This window comes from Kocuria cellulosilytica (assembly GCF_040981245.1).
In the GTDB taxonomy this organism is placed as follows: domain Bacteria; phylum Actinomycetota; class Actinomycetes; order Actinomycetales; family Micrococcaceae; genus Kocuria; species Kocuria cellulosilytica.
Genome location: NZ_JAVFWZ010000007.1, coordinates 110,501 through 128,993 on the forward strand (window position 1 = coordinate 110,501; position 18,493 = coordinate 128,993).

Sequence of the window (18,493 nt, forward strand, 5' to 3'; positions counted from 1 at the left end):
CGGGGCCGCCGGTGCGGGTACCCGGGGTCTCGTGGACGCTTCGGGGTACTGCTACATACAACCACGGCCGTCGGACATTCGATCCCGGCGGGAGCCGATTTTCGCCCCGGGCGTAGGTCGGGCCGCCCGGCGGCGGGCCGCCGCCCCGGGACGGCCGTGTCCGCCGCCCCGACTACAGTGGTGGGGAATCCCGCCGTCCCCCAGGAGTCGTATCCCCGTGACACCGTCCCGTTCCGAGTACAACGCCCGCCACCTCTCCGTCCTCGAGGGCCTCGAAGCCGTCCGGAAGCGGCCGGGCATGTACATCGGCTCCACCGACTCCCGCGGCCTGATGCACTGCCTGTGGGAGATCATCGACAACTCCGTGGACGAGGCGCTCGCCGGCTTCGGCCACCAGATCACGGTGGTCCTGCACGCCGACGGCGCCGTGGAGGTCCACGACGACGGCCGCGGCATCCCCATCGACCTCGAGCCGCGGACCGGGCTGACCGGCGTGGAGGTCGTCTTCACCAAGCTGCACGCCGGCGGGAAGTTCGGCGGCGGCTCCTACAGCGCCTCCGGCGGCCTGCACGGCGTGGGCGCCTCCGTGGTCAACGCCCTCTCCGCGCGCCTCGACGTCCAGGTCGACCGCGGCGGGAAGACCTACCAGATGTCCTTCCGGCACGGCGAGCCGGGACGCTTCGTCGACCAGGGCCGGCCCTCCCCGCACGCGCGCTTCGAGCCGTTCGTGGAGGGGTCGGTGCTCGACGTCGTCGGCAAGGCCAAGCGCGGGGTCACCGGGACCCGGATCCGGTACTGGGCGGACGAGCAGATCTTCACGACGGACGCCAGGTTCAGCTACGAGGAGCTGGCCAAGCGTGCCCGGCAGACCTCGTTCCTGATCCCGGGGCTGCGCATCACCGTGCGCGACCAGCGGGGCCTGCCCGGCACGCCGGGGGAGTTCGGGACCCACGAGGAGGTGTTCCAGCACGACGGCGGGATCTCCGAGTTCGTCGAGTACCTCGCCGCGGACAGCTCGGTCACGGACGTGTGGCGCTTCCAGGGGGAGGGCCGGTTCACGGAGAACGTCCCGGTCCTGGACGAGAACGGCCGCTCCAGGCTGACGGAGCTGGAGCGCACGTGCGAGGTCGACGTCGCCCTGCGGTGGGGCATCGGCTACGACACGTCCCTGCGCTCGTTCGTGAACATCATCGCGACCCCCAAGGGCGGCACCCACCAGGCCGGGTTCGAGGCGGCCCTGCTGAAGACGTTCCGGAAGCAGATCGAGGCGAACGCCCGCAAGCTCAAGGCCGGCAGCGACAAGGTCGAGAAGGACGACGTCCTGGCCGGGCTCACGGCCGTGCTCACGGTGCGGCTGGCCGAGCCGCAGTTCGAGGGCCAGACCAAGGAGGTCCTGGGCACCCCGGCCGTGCGCCAGATCGTGAGCCGGGTGATCGAGAAGGAGCTGACCGCCAAGCTCACGTCCACCGGGCGGCACGACAAGCAGCAGGCCGGGCAGCTGCTGGAGAAGGTCGTGGCGGAGATGAAGTCCCGCATCTCCGCGCGGGTGCACAAGGAGACCCAGCGGCGCAAGAACGCCCTGGAGACCTCCTCGATGCCGGCCAAGCTCGTCGAGTGCCGCTCGAACGACGTGGAGCGCTCCGAGCTGTTCATCGTGGAGGGCGACTCCGCCCTCGGCACGGCGCGGCTGGCCCGGTCCTCGAACCACCAGGCGCTGCTGCCGATCCGCGGCAAGATCCTCAACGTGCAGAAGGCGTCCATCACGGACATGCTCGCCAACACGGAGTGCGCCGCGCTCATCCAGGTCATCGGGGCCGGCTCGGGGCGCACCTTCGACCTCACCGCGGCCCGCTACGGCAAGGTCATCATGATGACGGACGCCGACGTCGACGGCGCGCACATCCGCACCCTGCTGCTCACGCTGTTCTACCGCTACATGCGCCCGCTCGTGGAGGCGGGGCGGGTCTACGCGGCGGTGCCCCCGCTGCACCGGGTGGAGATCGTCAACGCCGGCGGCAAGGCCAACGAGATGGTCTACACGTACTCCGAGCGCGAGCTCGAGGACCTGCTCGCCCGGCTGGAGGCGGAGGGGCGGCGGTACAAGGAGCCCATCCAGCGCTACAAGGGCCTGGGCGAGATGGACGCGGACCAGCTCGCGGAGACGACCATGGACGTCCGGCACCGGATGCTGCGCCGGATCCGGGTCGAGGACGCCGAGGCCGCCGAGCACGCCTTCTCCCTGCTCATGGGCTCCGAGGTGGCCCCGCGCAAGGACTTCATCATCGAGGGCGCCGCGCAGCTGGACCAGGAGCGCATCGACGCCTGAGGGGCCCGGCGCGGGGCCCCGGGAGCGGCCGGGACCCGCACGGCGGCCCGGCCGCTACGCTGGGCAGGGACGAGCGACCGTCCCCCAGGAAGGACCCCGCATGACCGCCACCGGCCCGCACACCCCGTCCACCGCACCCGCCCGGCCCCGGCCGGTCACCGTCACCGTGACGGGCGCCGCGGGCCAGATCGGCTACGCCACCGTCTTCCGGGCCGCGGCGGGCGACCTCCTCGGCCCCGGCACGCCGGTCCGGCTGCACCTGCTCGAGCTGCCGCAGGCGCGGCGGGCCGCGGAGGGCACGGCCCTGGAGCTGCAGGACGGGGCGTTCCCCCTGCTCGACGGCGTGGAGGTCTTCGAGGACGCGGACGCCGCCTTCGACGGCGCCTCGGTGGGGCTGCTGATCGGGGCCCGCCCCCGGTCCCAGGGCATGGAGCGCGCGGACCTGCTCGAGGCCAACGCCGGGATCTTCTCGGTCCAGGGGCGGGCCGTCAACCGGGGCGCGGCCGAGGACTTCCGGGCCGTCGTGGTGGGCAATCCCGCCAACACCAACGCGTACATCGCCGCCTCGCACGCCCCGGACGTCCCGCGCGAGCGGTTCACCGCCCTGACCCGGCTCGACCACCACCGCGCGCTCGCGCAGCTGGCCGCGGCCGCCGGGGCGCGCGTCGACGAGATCGAGGGCGTGGCCGTGTGGGGCAACCACTCCGCCAGCCAGTACCCCGACCTGACCCACGCCACGGTCGGGGGCCGGCCGGCGCTCGAGGCGCTCGCGGAGAAGGGCCTGGACCTGGACTGGGTGGACAGCACCTTCATCCCCCGGGTCGCCCGCCGCGGCGCCGAGATCATCGACGTGCGCGGCGGCTCCTCGGTGGCCTCGGCGGCGCACGCGGCCCTGTGCCACGTCCGCGACTGGGTCCTGGGGACCCCCGAGGGCGGGTGGACGTCCATGGCCGTGGCCTCCGACGGGTCCTACGGCGTGCCGGAGGGGCTCGTCAGCTCCTTCCCGGTCGTCTGCCGGGACGGGCACGCCGGCATCGTCCCGGACCTCGAGCTCGACGGGTTCTCGCGCTCCCGCATCGACCGCTCCGTCCGGGAGCTCGAGGAGGAGCGCGCGGCCGTGACGCAGATGGGCCTGCTCGGCCCCCGCCGCTGAGTCTCAGCCGTAGGCGGGGCCCACCGCGTCGATCACCTGGTCGGTGGGCACGCCCGAGCCGTCCCGGCGTCCGTGCTCCGTGGGCAGGGCCCGGGCCACGCCCGAGGCCGAGACGGCCTTGGCCGGACCGTGCCCGACCCAGGCCAGCGCCAGCCCGGTCTCCCCCTTGAGGAAGCGGTGCGCGCGCACGCCGCCGGTGGCCCGGCCCTTGGGCGGGTACTCCGAGAACGGGGTGACCTTCACCGAGTACTGCGACATGCCGGGCAGCACCTCGTCCGCACGGGCGAGGGTCACGACCACGGGCGTCTCGTCCGCGGCGCGCACGGCCCCGAAGAACGCCACGGCGTCCCCCGAAACCAGCTTGATCCCCGCGACGCCGCCGGCGGTGCGCCCCTGGGACCGCACGGCGCCGGCCTCGAAGTGCAGCAGCTTGCCGTCCCGGGTCACGAACACCAGCTCGTCCTCGTCGGCGGCCTCGGCGAGACCGACCACCTCGTCGCCGTCCCTGAGGGTGATGACCTCCCAGTCCTCCCGGTTGAGGGGGTACTCCGGGCTGACGCGCTTGACCACACCGTTGCGGGTGCCCAGGGCCAGCACGGCGTTGAGCGGCGCGAGCCCCACGAGCCGCTCCCCGCGGCCGAGGGTGAGGAAGTCCTTGACCGGGACGCCGTCGCCCAGCTTGGGGGTGCCCTCGAAGGCGGTCAGCACGGGCACGTCCATCACCTGGACGCGCAGCATGCGACCGGTCGACGTGACCGCGCCGATCTCCCCGCGGGCGGTGGCCCGCACCGCCGAGACCAGGGCGTCGTGCTTGATCCGCCGCGGCGGGTCCACCAGCGGCGCCTGGGAGGGGGTGCGGGCGAGCTGGCCCGAGGTGGACAGGAAGACCCAGCACGGGTCGTCGGCGATCTCGAGGGAGAGCCCGCCCCCCGGGGCCTTCCCCGGGGCGGGGGCCGCCGCCGCGGCGACCGGCGCCGGCAGCGCCTCCGACTCGAGCAGCTCGGTGCGCCGGTCGTCGCCGTGGACCTCGGCGATCTCCGCGAGCTCCGCCGAGACCAGGGCCCGCAGCCGGGAGTCGGAGGCGAGGGTCTCCTCGAGCTCGGCGATCTCCCGGCGCAGCTCCTCCTGCTCCTTCTCGAGCTCGATCCGCGAGTACTTGGTCAGCTGGCGCAGGCGCAGCTCGAGGATGTGGTCGGCCTGCACGCGGCTGAGGTCGTAGACGGCCATGAGCCGTTCCCGGGCCACGGCCGTCTCGTCGGACGAGCGGATGATCTGGATGACCTCGTCGATGTCGACGATGGCCACGAGCAGGCCCTCGACCAGGTGCAGCCGGTCGCGCCGCCTGCCCAGGCGGAACCCGGTGCGCCGCCGGACCACCGACAGCCGGTGCTCCACGTACACCCGCAGCAGCTCGAGCAGGCCCATGGTGCGGGGCCGTCCGTCCACGAGCGCCACGTTGTTGATCCCGAAGGAGTCCTCCATGGGCGTGTACTTGTACAGCTGCTGCAGGACCGCCTGCGGGTTGAAGCCGTTCTTGACCTCGATGACGAGGCGCATGCCGTTCTTGCGGTCGGTCAGGTCCACGACGTCGGAGACGCCCTGCAGCTTCTTGGCCTGCGCCGCCTCCTTGATCTTCTCGGTGACCTTCTCGGGCCCCACCATGTAGGGCAGCTGGGTGACGACGATGCCCTGCTTGCGCGGGGAGACCTGCTCGATCGAGACCTTCGCGCGGGTCTTGAACGAGCCCCGCCCGGTCCGGTAGGCGTCCCGGATCCCGTCGAGGCCCACGATCCGCCCGCCCGAGGGCAGGTCCGGGCCGGGGACGAAGCGCATGAGCTCCTCGAGCGTGGCCTCGGGGTGCTCCACGAGGTGGCGGGCGCCCGCCACGACCTCCCGCAGGTTGTGCGGGGCCATGTTCGTGGCCATCCCCACCGCGATCCCGGAGGAGCCGTTGACCAGCAGGTTCGGGAACGCCGCGGGCAGCACGCCCGGCTGGGTGAACTGGTTGTCGTAGTTGGGCACGAAGTCGACGACGTCCTCGTCGAGGTCGGCCGTGAGCGCCAGGGCGGCCGGGGCCATCCGGGCCTCGGTGTAGCGGGAGGCCGCGGGGCCGTCGTCGAGGGAGCCGAAGTTGCCGTGCCCGTCCACGAGCGGCAGGCGCATCGCGAAGGACTGGGCGAGGCGGACCATCGCGTCGTAGATCGCGGAGTCGCCGTGCGGATGCAGCTTGCCCATCACCTCCCCGACGACGCGCGCGCTCTTGACGTGACCGCGGTCGGGGCGCAGGCCCATCTGGTTCATCATGAACAGGATGCGGCGCTGGACGGGCTTGAGCCCGTCCCGGGCGTCGGGCAGGGCGCGGGAGTAGATGACGGAGTACGAGTACTCGAGGAAGCTCGTCTCCATCTCGGAGGTCACGTCGATGTCGACGATGTTCTCCCGGAAGTCGGCGGGCAGCTCGTCCTCGGCGGACGGACGGGAGGGCGCACGGCGGCGAGCCATCACAGCGGGGGGTCCTTCGGTCGTGGGTCGGTCCGGTGCGGCCCCCGCGGCTCGGCGTTGCAGAACGTCGGGGGACGCACCGGGACGCACCGTTGACGGTGCGGGTTTGTCTACTAGCCTGAAGTCTATGGTTCCAGAGACCGCGGACACGGACGAAGCCGGACAGTACCCCGAGTACTGGGAGGCCGACGTGATCCTGCGCGACGGCGCCACGGCGCAGCTGCGCCCCATCTCCCCGGAGGACCGGGACGCGCTCCTGGCCTTCCACCGGTCGCAGTCCGAGAACTCCATCTACCTGCGCTTCTTCTCCTACAAGCCGACGCTCTCCGCCCGCGAGCTGGACCGGTTCACCCGCGTGGACCACCGGGACCGCGTCTGCTTCGTGCTGCTGCTGGGCGAGCAGATCATCGGGGTCGGCCGCTACGACCGCACGGACGACCCGCAGGACGCCGAGGTCGCGTTCATGATCTCCGACGCCCACCAGGGGCGGGGGATCGGCTCGATCCTGCTCGAGCACCTCGCCGCCGCCGCGCGGGAGAACGGGATCGACCACTTCTCCGCGGAGGTCCTGCCCGAGAACCGCAAGATGCTCCGCGTGTTCGCCGAGGCCGGCTACGAGCTCACCCGCAAGTTCGACGACGGCGTGGTGGTGGTGGGCTTCGACATCGACCCGACCGAGAAGTCGCTGGCCGTGATGGCCGCGCGGGAGCACCGGGCCGAGGCCCTGTCCATGGCCGACCTCCTCTCCCCGTCCTCCATCGCCGTGATCGGGGCGTCGCGGGACCCCGGCCACGCCGGGCACGCGCTGGTCGAGCACCTCGTCGCCTCCGGGTTCGCCGGCCGGCTCAGCGGCGTGAGCCCCACGCCGTTCGAGCGGGAGGGGATGACCCACGCCACCTCCATCGGCGAGGTCCCCGAGCGCGTGGACCTCGCCGTGATCGCCGTGCCCGTGGACCAGGTCGTCGACGTCGTGGACCAGTGCGGCGCTGCGGGCGTGCGCGCCGTCGTGGTGGTCACGGGCGGCTACGCCGAGGCCGGCGCGGCGGGCCGGGCCCGGCAGACCGAGCTCGTCCGCCGTGCCCGCTCGCACGGGATGCGCGTGGTCGGCCCCGCGAGCCTCGGGCTCTACAACACGGCCCCGGAGTCCCGCTTCAACGCCTCGATCCTGCCGACGGTGCCGCGCGAGGGCCCCCTGGGACTGTTCAGCCAGTCGGGGGCCATCGGCATGATGCTCAACGCCGCCGCGCTGCGCCACAACGTGGGGGTCTCCACCTACCTCTCCGCCGGCAACCGCGCGGACGTCTCCGGCAACGACATGATGCAGTACTGGGAGGACGACGCCGCGACCCGCGCGTGCGGGCTCTACCTGCAGTCCGTGGGCAACCCCCGCAAGTTCTCCCGCATCGCCCGCCGGCTGTCCCTGAACAAGCCCGTGATCGTGGCCAAGAGCGAGGTCACCGGGCTGCGGCTGCCGCCCGGCCACACCGGGCGCACCACCCAGGCGCCGCCGGGGGCCCTGGACGCGATGTTCCGCCAGGCCGGGGTGATCCGCGCGGACACGAGCGAGCACCTGATGGACGTGGCCGGGATCCTCGCCGGCCAGCCCCTGCCCGCGGGCGGCCGCACGGCCCTCGTCTCGAACGCGCTGGCCCTGGGCCAGCTCATGGAGGACCGCTGCATGCAGCTGGGGCTGGAGGTCGCGGTGACCCAGGCGGGGGTCCGGACCACGGACGGCGGGCAGGAGGCCCTCGGGCAGCTGCGGGCGGCCGTCGACAGCTGCCTCGGCGCCGAGGGCGTCGACACCGCCGTGGTCACGCTGATGCCGGTCCCGGACACCACGCCGGAGGCCGTGGCCGAGCTCGTGGGCCGCGTGGGGCGCGAGCACGGCAAGACCGTGGTGGTCGTCTTCACGGGCAGCACCGAGCCGGGTGCGGTCTCCGCCCTGCACCACGCCGACGACGGCCTGGACGTGCCCTGCTTCGACTCCCCGGGCGCGGCCCTGCGCGCGCTCGCCAAGGTGGTGGACTACACCCGCTGGCGCGCCCAGGACCAGGGCCGGCACGCCGAGCCGAAGGGCATCGACGCGGAGGCGGCCGAGACCTTCGTGGAGACGGTGCTGCCCGGGGTCTCCGGCGACGAGCTGCGGGAGCTGGACGCCGACCAGGCGCGGACGCTGCTGGCGACCTACGGCATCGGCCTGCTGCCCAGCGAGCGGTTCACGGATCCCGCGGACGCGCCGGCCGCCGCGGAGCGGCTCGGCTACCCGGTGGCCCTGAAGACCACGGACCCCAACCTCCGGCACCGCCTGGACCTGGGCGGCGTGCAGCTCAACATCCAGGACGACGGGCAGCTGCGCACGGCCATCGAGACCATGCACCGCGCGCTCGCCCCCTTCGGCACCTTCGACCTCGAGGTGCAGTCCATGGCGCCCACCGGCCAGGCCGTGGTGCTCCGGGCCATCGAGGACCCCCTCATCGGCCCCGTGCTCTCGTTCGGGATGGCGGGGGACGCCGTGAACCTCCTCGAGGACTGGGCCCACCGGGTCCCGCCGCTGACCGACCAGGACGTGCGGCGGATGGTCCGCGAGCCCAAGGCCTCCCGCAAGCTGTTCGGCCACCAGGGGGTGCCGGCCGCGGACGTGGACCGGCTGGAGGACCTCGTCTCCCGGGTGGCGCTGCTCAAGGACCGGCACCCGGAGATCGCCCGCGTGGAGCTGAACCCGGTGCTCGTCTCCAGCGGCTCCCTGACCGTGCTCGGGGCCTCGGTCGGGATCGGCAACGCCCGGCAGCGGACGGACAGCGCGCGCCGGGCCATGCGCAGCTAGGCGGGTCCGGACCTCGTGGCGGACACCATAGCCGGCCGGTACACCCTCATCGACCCCATCGCGCGCGGCGGCAGCGGGTCCGTGTGGCGGGCCTGGGACGGCCGGCTCCAGCAGCTGTGCGCGGCCAAGGTGCTGCGCCAGCGCGACTCAGCGGACCTGCTGCGCTTCGCGCGGGAGCAGTCGGTGAAGCTGGAGCACCCGCACGTGCTCGCCCCGTACGGGTGGGCCGCGGAGGACGCGCACGTGGTCATCGCGATGCCGCTCGTCCACGGGGGGACCCTGGAGTCCGCGCTGCTGGACAACGGGGCGGCCTCGGCGGAGCTCACGGAGGAGGTCCTGGCCCAGCTGCTCCAGGCGCTGCAGTTCGTGCACGCCCAGGGCTGGGTGCACCGGGACGTGAAGCCGGGCAACCTCATGCTGGACAGCACCGGGACCGGCCGGCCCCACGTCCTCCTCTCCGACTTCGGCATCGCCGTGCGCGTCCAGGACGCCCGGCTGACCCGGACGGGCACGGTGGTGGGCACCCCCGGCTACCTGCCCCCGGAGGCGTACGCGCTCACCGACCCGAGCCCCGCGCAGGACCTCTACGCCGCGGGGATCACCGCGCTGCGGATGCTGGACCCCTCGCTGGAGCCCCAGGAGAGCCTCGGGCCCAACGACGCGCGGGCGGTGGTGGGGGAGCAGGGCGACCTCGCGGAGCACCTCGCGGCGCTGCTCACCCCGGACCCCGCGCTGCGCCGGGACGCGGCCGTGGCCGTGCTGCACGAGCTCACCGCGGGCGCGGCACGGCGGCGCTTCGACCCGGCGCGCACGCGGGACGGGGAGCCGTTCGAGGTCTTCGACGTCCTCGACCCCCTGCCCGAGCCGTGGGCGAGCCGGGTGCTGACCGGATGGGACGGCACGGACGCCCCGGAGCGTCCGGCGGACCCGGCCGGTGCGGGGCCCGGCGCCGGAGCGGCCGGAACGCGGGGGGAGCGCACCGGCGACCCGTTCCCGGACGGACCGGACACGGTGGACACCGGTGCCGCCGGCGCCGATGCCGATGCCTCGGGGGCCAGGGCGGCCGGCGCCGCGGTCGGCGGTACCGCTCTTCCCGGCGCCGGGCGTGCCGGCAACGGGAGTACCGGCACCGGGAAGGACGGCTCCGCGGCGACCGGCTCCGGGGGGAACGGCTCCGGGGGGAACGACGCCGGGGAGAGCGACAGCGGGCCGAGCAGCACCGGGGCGAACGGCGGCAGGCCGGGTGGGACGGGAGCGGCCGACCCGGAAGTACCGGGCGGGACCGAGCCCGGGCACGGCGGGCCCGGGCGGTCCCGACCGGGCGGATCCGGGCGGGACACGCCGGGGCCCGCCGACGCCGGAGCACCCGTCCCGGTCCCGCATCGGGACGGAGCGGGCCACCGGCCGGCCGGGGGGCGGCGGACGAGGGCGTTCACGCCGACGGCGCGGCCCGGGCGCCGGCGCCGCAACAGCGCCGTGACGGGCGTGTTCGTGGTCCTGGTGGGGATGACGGCGCTGCTGAGCGGCTACCTGCTGCTCGACCCGCTGGGCTCCGCGGAGCAGGTCCCCGCTCCCGGTCCGACGCCCACGGCCACCCGCAGCGCGCCGACACCCCCCGGCCCGGCGCCGGAGGAGACCCCCGTGGTGCTGGAACGGGTCTGCGAGGACCAGGGCGGCGGGGAGGAGCGATGCTACTTCCGCGTGCCCTGAGGGCCCGTGTTGGGCGCGGGCGCGCGCGTGGGGGAAAATGTCCTCCATGACGTATTCAGGTGAGCGCGGCCAGCGGCTGGTCGAGGACATCAACAAGGCCGGCTTCTATCCGCAACTGGTGATCGACGTGGTCCAGGACTCCCTGGACGGCCGGTCCCCGGTGTCCCACCTCGTGCAGCTGGAGACCCACATCGACCGGACGGAGGTGCACCGCCACACCACCGTGCTGGTGCTCGCCGAGGACGTGCTCCACGTGACGCACGTGGACGACGAGGAGTTCGACGAGAGCGGCCGTGACGTGGTGGCCCGCGTCTCCACCGAGACGGTGGGGATCTCGCAGATCCGCTCCGTGACGCTCAGCTACTCCTACTACCAGCCGGCCAACTACCGGCCGGACAGCCCCATCTCCGAGGTGACCCTCGCCATCGCGTGGACGGGCACCCTGCACGTGGACCTGGCGCCCGCGCTGTGCGAGGACCCCCAGTGCCAGGCCGACCACGGCTACACCGGCACCGCGGCCCGCGAGGACATCGTGCTGCGGATCAGCGCGGAGGCCGACGGCCCGGCCGCTGTCGAGGGGGCGCGGGAGTTCGCGCGCACGCTGCGCCGGGCCAACCTCTCCCCCCTGACTGACGGCGCGCAGATCGCCCAGCCGGCCCACGGCCGCACGCCCGCCCTGCGGCGGACGGCCGCGGCCACCCCGCGCACCCGGTTCACCGACCGGTTCACCGGCCGGGACGGCGGCGCCGCCCGATGAGGGCGGTGCAGGAGGTCCTCCCCGCGCTGCCCGCCGACCTGCCGGGCCCGCCCCGCTACGGCAGCCGATCGGTCGCGGAGGTCATGTCCTCGGCCGCGGCGTCCCTGGGCGTGCCCGGCTTCCGGGACGTGCTGGGCCTGCCCGCCGCCCGCCGGGTCGTCGTCGTCATGGTGGACGGGCTGGGGCGTGCGCAGCTGCGGGCCCGCGCCGGGCACGCCCCCGTGCTGGCCGGCGCCCGGAGCCTGTCCACCCTGGACGCCGCGTTCCCCACGACGACGGCGGCCTCACTGGCGTCCCTCGGCACCGGCGCAGCCCCAGGAGCGCACGGACTGGTGGGCTACGACGTGCTGGACCCCGCCCGGGACCGGGTCGTGAACCAGCTCGGGGGCTGGGACGCCGCCGTGGACCCGCGCACGTGGCAGCCGCTGCCCACGGTGTTCGAGCGCGCCGCCGAGCACCTCGACGTGATCACGGTCAGCCGGGGCAAGTTCGCCGGCTCCGGGCTCACCGAGGCCGCCCTGCGCGGAGGCCGGTTCGTCGCCGCGGAGGGACCGGCGGCGCGCGTCGGCACCGCGCTCGACCAGCTCGCCGCGGGCCGGGACGCCCTCATGTACTTCTACTGGGACGAGCTCGACCGCACCGGGCACGCGCGGGGCTGGGAGTCCTGGGAGTGGACGGCCCAGCTCGAGGAGCTCGACGGGGCCCTGCGCCGGCTGGTCGCCCGGGTCCCGGCCGGCACCACCGTGCTGGTGACCGGTGACCACGGCATGGTGGACGTCCCCCGGGACGCCCGCGTCGACTTCTCCGGGCTGCCGGGTCTGCTGGACGGCGTCCGGCACACGGCGGGGGAGCCGCGGGCGGTGCAGCTGCACCTGGAGCAGGACGCCACGGCCGGGGACGTCAGGGCGCTCGTGGCCGCCTGGCGCGAGCAGTTCGGCTCCCGGGTGTGGCTGCTCTCCCGGGAGGCCGCCCTCGAGGCCGGCTACTTCGGGCCGCCGGAGCTCGTGCGCGAGGCGGTGCGCGGGCGGATCGGCGACCTCCTGGTGCTGGCGCGGGACCCGATCGCACTGTTCGACCTGGGCCGGCTCCGGCCCAGCGTCCTGTCCATGGTGGGTCAGCACGGTTCGCTCACCCGCGCCGAGCGGGAGGTCCCGCTGCTGCGCCTGGCCTGACCGCCCGCCGGCGGGCCGGGCCCGGTCGCTCCGTGCTCAGGGCGGCGCCGGGGTCTCCCCGCTCAGGGCGCCGCCGGGGTCTCCCCGCCGGCCTCGTCGGCGGTTCCGTCCTCGACGGATCCCTCCCCGGCGGCGGCGGGTTCGGCGCGCTCCTCCTCGACGGGGTCCTCCTCGTCCGGACCCTCTTCGGCCGGGCCTTCCTCGGCCGGGCCTTCCTCGTCCTCCGCGGGCCTCTCGGGCGACGCGGGTCCGGGCTCGGGCGGGGCCGGCTGCGGCGCGGGAGGAGCGGGTGCCGGGGCGGGCACCACCGGCTGCGGCGGGACGGGCGCGGGGACGACGGGCTCGGGCGCGACCGGGGCGGGAGGCACGGGCGCCGGCGCGGGGACCACGGGGGCCGGCGGCACCGGCTCCGGGGCGGGCGGCGGCGGGGCGGGGGCCTCGGGCGAGGGGCTCGGCGTCGGGGAGGGTGTGGGGGAGGGCGTGCGGGTGCGGGTGGGCGTCGGCGAGGCGGTGGCCGACGGGGACGTGGTCATCGAGGGGGCGGGGATGAACTCCGCCTGCTGACCGCTGCCGAAGAGACTGCGCCCCACCCCGCCCAGGTAGAGCGCCCCGACGCCGGCGAGCACCACGAGCACGACCGCGCCCAGGACCAGCCCGGCGACGAACCGCCCCGGTCCGGAGCCCTGGACGAGCTCGGCCGGTCCCGCCGGCGCGGCGGAGGCGCCGGGGGTGGCGGCCTCCGCGGTGGCGGCGTCGCGCTCGTCGTCCCCGAAGAGATCGTCCTCGATGGAATTGCCCATGTCGTGCTGCCCCTGACGTGGTGTCGTCCGTCCGGGCCGAGCGCGGGATGGGGGAGCGCGCGGACCCGGAGGAACGGCGCGGAGCCGTCCCCTGCTGCGTGCACTCTAACCCGTGCCGGGCCGCGGGTGCCGGACGGCACGCATCGGGGCTCAGTCGGGGGAGCTGCCGAAGACGATCTCGTCCCAGCTGGGCACCGAGGACCGCGCGGAGCGCCGTGCCTTCGCCGTCTTGTTGCGCGGACGGGGCCGTTCCGGTGCGGACTCCTCCTCGGCGGTGGAGTCCTCGGCGCCCTCTCGCGCGGCCGGAGCGGTGCTGTCGGCGGGGTCCTCGCCCGGCGGGTCCTCGGACGGGGACGTCCCGATTCCGGAGGCCCCGGTCCGGGGCGTCACCGGTCCGGGCGTCTCGGTTCCGGAGGGGCCAGTCCCGTCGGTCCCGGACGCCTCGGCACCGGAGGAGTCCGCGGCGGGCGCGGCCCCGTCGTCGCGCCCGGTGCGCTCCGGCCCGGGCTGCCGCGCCCGCTCCGGGGAGCTCGCGGGCGCGCCGTCCCGGGCGGGGGGCTCCTCGGCGGGCTCGGCCGGCGCGCCGGTGGCATCCTCCGCCCACTGCGCGTCCGGGCCGCCGGCGGGCGCCCCGGCCCGGCCCGGGGCGGGCTCCGGGGCGGCGTCGGGCTCGGGGAACTGCGTGGCGGGCTGGAAGGGCCGGTCGAAGACGGAGCTGTCCTCGGGGGCGGCGAGCGGGCGCGGCCGCCGCTCCACGTGGCCCATGCCACGGCCCAGGATCTCGGCGAGGGCGTCGTCCCCGTCGGCGTCCTCGCCGATGCGCTGCCCGCGGCGGGCCTGCAGCACGTCGAGCAGGTCGTCGGCCTCCACGGCCGAGCGGCGCAGTTGCGTGAGCTCGGGGTCGAGGCCGCCGTCCAGGACGCCGAGCCCCGTGCCGAGGGGCGTGTCCGGGGGGCCGGGCTCGGTGAGGGACTCCGCCCACGGGTTCGCCGGCCGCACGCTCTGGTTCGCGGGGTTGTACAGCCACTCGGCCAGCGGCTCGTCGTGGGCGGGGGCGGCCGAGGGATCCACCACCGAGAACCGGGCGACCACCGCCCACAGGTGGTCCTCCCGCTGCCACGAGTCCCACTCGAGGGAGGAGGGGTCCACGCCGAGGTCGGCGGCCCGGTGGGCGACGGCACGGCCGAGGGTGAGGGGCTCGCCCTCGAAGACGGAGTGGTAGCCGCGGTGGGCGGAGCGGTCCTCGATCTGGACCTTCTGCGCCTCGGCCGCGACGTGGGCCCGCTCGGCGAGGATCGGCCACTCGTAGCGGCGGACGCGCGCGGACTCCCAGCCGCTCTCGGCCACGATCTCCTCGACCGTGGCCCCGGCGCGGAACCGGGCCTGGATCTCGCGGGGCCCGAACTGGCCCGTGCCGCGCTGGCGGGCGCCGGGCAGGCGCCGGGCGCGCTGGACGGCCAGGCGCAGCTCCTGGTCGATCCGCAACAGGTGGCGGGTGCCTGCCTCGTCCTCGACGACCAGGTGCTCACCGTCGTCGTGCACACCTGCCAGGCGCAACTGCTCCATGCTGTCATTCCTCCGGGATGGTTCTCGGGTGCGCTCGGGGTCGTCGAGCGGGCGCTGCGGGGCGGGTCCGTCGGTCGCGGCCGACGTGCCGGCCCGGTCCCGCCCCCCAATCCTACTGGCCGTCGCACGACCCCGGCCGGAGGCCGTCCGCGGAGGACCTCCGCCGCGTGTTCGCGGGCCCGTGCAGGTTGGATTTTTGCCCCCGGATGGTGAACAATCTACGCGACACAGAGCCCGGTGGGCGGCGGCGAGCCGTGCCCGAGCCCGCCCTCGGACCGCATGGGAGCGAAGACCCGACATGGCCACTGATTACGACGCGCCGCGCAAGCAGGACGACGAGCTCAAGGAGGACTCGATCGAGGAGCTGCAGACGCGTCGCAGCGACCCGCAGTCCGGCGCCGTGGACGAGGACGAGGCCGCCGCGGCGGAGAGCTTCGAGCTGCCGGGCGCGGACCTCTCCAACGAGGAGCTGTCCGTCGTCGTGCTGCCGGCCCAGGAGGACGAGTTCACCTGCGGCTCCTGCTTCCTGGTGCGCCACCGCTCCCAGATCGCCGAGGAGCGCAACGGCGTCAAGCACTGCGTCGAGTGCGTGGGCTGAGCCCCGCCGGTCCGGGCTCGTCCGAGCAGCGCGGAGAACCCCGCCGCGACGTCCGTCGCGGCGGGGTTCTTCCGTGTCCCGGCCGTGCTCACGGGCGCCCGGACAGCACCTCGACGACGCGCTCGGGGTGCCGGGTGGAGGTGAGCCAGTAGGGGGTGGGGTCGACGGGGTCGGTGATCCGGATCCGCACCACCGGCCCCACGGACGCCCGGAAGTTCATGTAGGCCCGTCCGTCGAGCTCGGGCCCCCGGACCAGGCGGACGTCGTCGCCGCGGAAGGCCTCGGCCTCGCCCACGAACCGGCGCTCGATGCGGGCCCGGCCGACCTGCAGGAACTCGTCGGTCACGACGATCCTGGTGCTGGAGGCGACGAGGGCCACGGCGGTGCCGCCGCCGACCACGAGGGCCGCGGCGCCGGCCACCCAGAGGTCGATGGGGGCGAGCGCGATCAGGGCGACGAGGCCCGCGAAGAGCACGAGGAGCCACATCCACCACGCGGGGGTGAGCTTCTCCTCGTAGAGGATCTCGGCGCCGGGCCGCTCGGAGGAGGGCCGGCGGGGGCCGTCGGCCGGGGACGCACTGGAGGAAGCAGGGTCGGACATGGCTCTAGCGTCTCACGACCGCGCCCGTGGTCCGGCGCGTTAGAGTGGGGCACTGTGAACGACCAGTCGACAGGCCACCGGCCGCCGTCGGGCCACGGGCGCCCGCTCAGCATCGCGCTGCAGGCCCTCGACCCGGACCTCCCGCCGCCCGTGTACGCCAAGCCCGGGGACGCCGGCGCGGACCTGCGCTCCCGCGAGGACGTGGTCCTCGGCCCCGGGCAGCGGGCCCTCGTGCCCACGGGCGTGGCGATCGCGCTGCCCGAGGGGTACGCGGGATTCGTGCACCCCCGCTCGGGTCTGGCCGCCCGGCACGGCATCACGGTGGTCAACGCCCCGGGCACCGTCGACTCCGGCTACCGCGGCGAGATCATGGTCACCCTGCTCAACACGGACGGCACCGAGTCCTTCACGGTCCGCCGCGGGGACCGCATCGCCCAGCTCGTCGTCCAGCGCGTCGAGCAGGCCGTCTTCGAGGTCGTCGACGTCCTGCCCGGCTCGGCCCGCGGCGGCACGGGCTTCGGCTCGAGCGGCACCGCCTGACCCCGAGCCGCCCCCCACGAGCTCACGCCACGAGCCGGCCCGCGGGCCGGCGGAGGAGAACGAGAACATGTTCGGTCGCAAGAAGAAGCAGCCCCCGGCGCAGGACGCCGCCCCGCAGCCGCCGGAGGCCGTCCCGAGCGCCGAGGACGCCGCGGCGGCGCGGCGCCGGGAGCCGCAGGGCCCCCTCGACGTCTCGCAGATCGACGGCCGCGACGGCTACCTCGACCTCGGTGCCGTGCTCGTGCGCCCGCGCTCCGGGCTGGGCGTGCGGCTCGAGGTCGACGAGCGCACGCAGCGCCCCCGCGCGGTCGCCCTGGACCTCGGGAGCGGGTCCGTCCAGGTCCAGGCGTTCGCCGCGCCCCGCTCCGAGGGGCTGTGGGACGAGGTCCGCCGCGAGCTGGTGCAGTCGCTGCGCACGGGCAACGGCGAGCCGACGGTCGAGGAGGGCCCGTTCGGGCTCCAGGTCGTCGCCCGCTTCCCCGCCACGGCCTCCGACGGCACCCAGGGCTTCCGCCTCGCCCGCTTCGTGGGCGTCGACGGGCCGCGCTGGTTCGTGCGCGCGGTCTTCACGGGCACCGCCGCGGTGACCGCCGAGTCGGCCGCCGCCCTCGACGAGGTCGTGCGCGAGCTCGTGGTGGTGCGCGGCGACCGCCCCATGCCGCCCCGGGAGCTGCTGACGCTGGTCGTCCCCGAGGACGCGGTGCGCCGCCCCGCCCCGGGGACGGAGCGGGACGCGGAGCAGGAGCCGGACCGGGAGCCCGTCCGGCCGCCGCGGCGCGGCCCCGAGATCACCGAGATCGGCTGAGCCATGACGAGGACGGGGAACGGGCTCACCCGGCCGGCGCCGGGCACCGGAGCCATCGACGTGGTCGCCGAGGCGCCGGTCTGCGCGGGGGACCTCGATCCCTCGACCGCGGCCGGGGGACGCCGCCGGGTGATGGCGACCGGCCTCGTGGTGGAGGTCACCGTGCCGCCGGTGACGGGCGCGCAGAACTTCACCGCGCTGCTCGTGCCGGACTGCCCCCGGGCGGAGGGGGAGCAGGACCCGGCGGCCCCCCGGCCCCTGCGCCTCGTGTGGCACGGCCAACGCAGCGTGCCGGGCGTCACCGCGGGGACGCGGCTGCGCTGCGCGGGCGTGGTCAGCTTCCGGGACGGGCGTCCCTCGATGTTCAACCCGCGCTACGAGATCATCGCGAAGCAGGTCAGCCGATGACGGGCACCCAGGAGCCCGGGAGCACGGCGGGCGGGCCCGGGCGCGACGACGTGGAGCGCTCGATGGCCGCCTACGCCGCGCGCTCGGGCATGCGGCGCAAGGACAACGGCCAGCTCGACGTGCTGCACGCCGTCGGCGGCTGGCGCGGACTCGCCGAGACGATCCTGCCGGGCTTCGTGTTCCTCGCCGTGCTGCTCGTCGGCAACACGCTCGGGGTGGCGCTCATCGCGTCCCTGGGCGCGGCCGCGCTCTTCACCGTGCTGCGCCTCGTCCAGCGCCAGAGCCTCGTGCAGGCCGTCTCCGGCTTCGTGGGGGTGGGCGTCTGCGCGCTGTTCGCGCGCGCCACCGGCGAGGCGCTGGACTACTACGTCCCCGGCTTCTGGATCAACGCGGCCTGGTTCGGCGGGCTCGGGCTGTCCCTGCTCGCCCGCTGGCCGCTGCTCGGCGTCTTCTACGGCTACATCCGCGGGGAGGGCACCCAGTGGCGGGAGGTCCCGGTGCGCCGCCGCGCGTACCAGGTGGCCACGGTCATGCTCATGGCCATGTTCGCCGCCCGCCTGCTCGTGCAGGTGCCCCTGTACCTCGCGGAGAACCTCACCGGGCTCGGCGTGGCGCGCCTGGTCATGGGCGTGCCCCTGTACGCGCTGACCCTGTGGCTCGCGTGGCTCGTGTCCCGGCCCCCGGAGCAGATCGCCGCCGAGGAGCAGGACACCCCCTGAGCCCGTCCGCCG

At 75.1% G+C, this 18,493-nt stretch carries 15 protein-coding genes; 11 read left to right on the forward strand and 4 right to left on the reverse strand.

Annotated features, from left to right (window positions below; all coding sequences use genetic code 11):
* Window positions 1-217 precede the first annotated feature (217 nt).
* Window positions 218-2,326 (forward strand): DNA gyrase/topoisomerase IV subunit B, encoded by a 2,109-nt coding sequence (locus tag RCG67_RS11800; RefSeq protein ID WP_368826442.1) that lies wholly within the window; start codon window positions 218-220, stop codon window positions 2,324-2,326.
* A gap of 100 nt (window positions 2,327-2,426) precedes the next feature.
* Window positions 2,427-3,479 carry a malate dehydrogenase gene (locus RCG67_RS11805; protein WP_368826444.1) on the forward strand — a complete coding sequence of 351 codons (1,053 nt, stop codon included), beginning with the start codon at window positions 2,427-2,429 and terminating at the stop codon, window positions 3,477-3,479.
* A gap of 3 nt (window positions 3,480-3,482) precedes the next feature.
* Here RCG67_RS11805 and RCG67_RS11810 read toward each other — a convergent pair whose 3' ends face one another.
* Window positions 3,483-5,981 carry a DNA gyrase/topoisomerase IV subunit A gene (locus RCG67_RS11810; protein ID WP_368826446.1) on the reverse strand — a complete coding sequence of 833 codons (2,499 nt, stop codon included), beginning with the start codon at window positions 5,979-5,981 and terminating at the stop codon, window positions 3,483-3,485.
* 127 nt (window positions 5,982-6,108) lie between these two features.
* On the opposite strand from RCG67_RS11810, the gene RCG67_RS11815 reads away from it, so the two are divergent.
* Genes RCG67_RS11815 through RCG67_RS11830 form a run of 4 tightly spaced genes read left to right on the forward strand, consistent with a single transcriptional unit; the run spans window position 6,109 to window position 12,444 of the window.
* Window positions 6,109-8,805 (forward strand): bifunctional acetate--CoA ligase family protein/GNAT family N-acetyltransferase, encoded by a 2,697-nt coding sequence (locus RCG67_RS11815; RefSeq protein WP_368826448.1) that lies wholly within the window; start codon window positions 6,109-6,111, stop codon window positions 8,803-8,805.
* A 15-nt stretch (window positions 8,806-8,820) separates the two neighbouring features.
* Entirely contained in the window at window positions 8,821-10,515 is a 1,695-nt protein-coding gene (locus tag RCG67_RS11820; protein ID WP_368826450.1) for a serine/threonine-protein kinase, read from the forward strand.
* A gap of 46 nt (window positions 10,516-10,561) precedes the next feature.
* Window positions 10,562-11,272 carry a DUF5998 family protein gene (locus tag RCG67_RS11825; RefSeq protein WP_368826452.1) on the forward strand — a complete coding sequence of 237 codons (711 nt, stop codon included), beginning with the start codon at window positions 10,562-10,564 and terminating at the stop codon, window positions 11,270-11,272.
* On the forward strand, window positions 11,269-12,444 hold the full coding sequence (locus RCG67_RS11830; RefSeq protein ID WP_368826454.1) for an alkaline phosphatase family protein: 1,176 nt from the start codon (window positions 11,269-11,271) through the stop codon (window positions 12,442-12,444). Before RCG67_RS11825 ends, RCG67_RS11830 begins: the two co-directional genes overlap by 4 nt.
* A gap of 62 nt (window positions 12,445-12,506) precedes the next feature.
* On the opposite strand, the gene RCG67_RS11835 is transcribed toward RCG67_RS11830, so the two are convergent.
* Window positions 12,507-13,244, reverse strand: coding sequence for a hypothetical protein (locus RCG67_RS11835; protein ID WP_368826456.1), 738 nt, complete (start codon window positions 13,242-13,244; stop codon window positions 12,507-12,509).
* A 150-nt stretch (window positions 13,245-13,394) separates the two neighbouring features.
* Window positions 13,395-14,810, reverse strand: coding sequence for a septation protein SepH (sepH, locus tag RCG67_RS11840; RefSeq protein ID WP_368826458.1), 1,416 nt, complete (start codon window positions 14,808-14,810; stop codon window positions 13,395-13,397).
* Window positions 14,811-15,108: 298 nt separating this feature from the next.
* Here sepH and RCG67_RS11845 point away from each other — a divergent pair, with 298 nt between their 5' ends.
* Window positions 15,109-15,408 carry a DUF4193 domain-containing protein gene (locus tag RCG67_RS11845; RefSeq protein WP_058873676.1) on the forward strand — a complete coding sequence of 100 codons (300 nt, stop codon included), beginning with the start codon at window positions 15,109-15,111 and terminating at the stop codon, window positions 15,406-15,408.
* Between the two features lie 88 nt (window positions 15,409-15,496).
* On the opposite strand, the gene RCG67_RS11850 is transcribed toward RCG67_RS11845, so the two are convergent.
* On the reverse strand, window positions 15,497-16,009 hold the full coding sequence (locus RCG67_RS11850) for a DUF3093 domain-containing protein (protein WP_368826461.1): 513 nt from the start codon (window positions 16,007-16,009) through the stop codon (window positions 15,497-15,499).
* 111 nt (window positions 16,010-16,120) lie between these two features.
* Between RCG67_RS11850 and dut the strand changes: the two genes are divergently transcribed.
* The 4 genes from dut to RCG67_RS11870 all read left to right on the forward strand — a co-directional run bounded on the left by dut (window position 16,121) and on the right by RCG67_RS11870 (window position 18,481).
* Window positions 16,121-16,549, forward strand: coding sequence for a dUTP diphosphatase (gene dut, locus RCG67_RS11855; protein ID WP_408669415.1), 429 nt, complete (start codon window positions 16,121-16,123; stop codon window positions 16,547-16,549).
* A 67-nt stretch (window positions 16,550-16,616) separates the two neighbouring features.
* Window positions 16,617-17,354, forward strand: coding sequence for a DUF3710 domain-containing protein (locus RCG67_RS11860; RefSeq protein WP_368826463.1), 738 nt, complete (start codon window positions 16,617-16,619; stop codon window positions 17,352-17,354).
* A gap of 3 nt (window positions 17,355-17,357) precedes the next feature.
* On the forward strand, window positions 17,358-17,762 hold the full coding sequence (locus RCG67_RS11865; RefSeq protein WP_368826465.1) for a single stranded DNA-binding domain-containing protein: 405 nt from the start codon (window positions 17,358-17,360) through the stop codon (window positions 17,760-17,762).
* The gene (locus RCG67_RS11870) at window positions 17,759-18,481 is read left to right on the forward strand and encodes a DUF3159 domain-containing protein (protein WP_368826467.1); all 723 of its coding nucleotides are present in this window, start codon (window positions 17,759-17,761) and stop codon (window positions 18,479-18,481) included. Before RCG67_RS11865 ends, RCG67_RS11870 begins: the two co-directional genes overlap by 4 nt.
* The last annotated feature ends 12 nt before the right edge of the window (window positions 18,482-18,493 follow it).

What these genes read in the sequence shown, in the direction of transcription:
- RCG67_RS11870 (WP_368826467.1), top strand. Translation starts at nt 17,759, where the DNA reads ATGACGGGCACCCAGGAGCCCGGGAGCACGGCGGGCGGGCCCGGGCGC.
- RCG67_RS11865 (WP_368826465.1), top strand. Translation starts at nt 17,358, where the DNA reads ATGACGAGGACGGGGAACGGGCTCACCCGGCCGGCGCCGGGCACCGGA.
- RCG67_RS11835 (WP_368826456.1), bottom strand. Translation starts at nt 13,244, where the DNA reads ATGGGCAATTCCATCGAGGACGATCTCTTCGGGGACGACGAGCGCGAC.
- RCG67_RS11810 (WP_368826446.1), bottom strand. Translation starts at nt 5,981, where the DNA reads ATGGCTCGCCGCCGTGCGCCCTCCCGTCCGTCCGCCGAGGACGAGCTG.
- RCG67_RS11830 (WP_368826454.1), top strand. Translation starts at nt 11,269, where the DNA reads ATGAGGGCGGTGCAGGAGGTCCTCCCCGCGCTGCCCGCCGACCTGCCG.
- sepH (WP_368826458.1), bottom strand. Translation starts at nt 14,810, where the DNA reads ATGGAGCAGTTGCGCCTGGCAGGTGTGCACGACGACGGTGAGCACCTG.
- RCG67_RS11825 (WP_368826452.1), top strand. Translation starts at nt 10,562, where the DNA reads ATGACGTATTCAGGTGAGCGCGGCCAGCGGCTGGTCGAGGACATCAAC.
- RCG67_RS11850 (WP_368826461.1), bottom strand. Translation starts at nt 16,009, where the DNA reads ATGTCCGACCCTGCTTCCTCCAGTGCGTCCCCGGCCGACGGCCCCCGC.
- RCG67_RS11805 (WP_368826444.1), top strand. Translation starts at nt 2,427, where the DNA reads ATGACCGCCACCGGCCCGCACACCCCGTCCACCGCACCCGCCCGGCCC.
- RCG67_RS11815 (WP_368826448.1), top strand. Translation starts at nt 6,109, where the DNA reads ATGGTTCCAGAGACCGCGGACACGGACGAAGCCGGACAGTACCCCGAG.
- RCG67_RS11860 (WP_368826463.1), top strand. Translation starts at nt 16,617, where the DNA reads ATGTTCGGTCGCAAGAAGAAGCAGCCCCCGGCGCAGGACGCCGCCCCG.
- RCG67_RS11845 (WP_058873676.1), top strand. Translation starts at nt 15,109, where the DNA reads ATGGCCACTGATTACGACGCGCCGCGCAAGCAGGACGACGAGCTCAAG.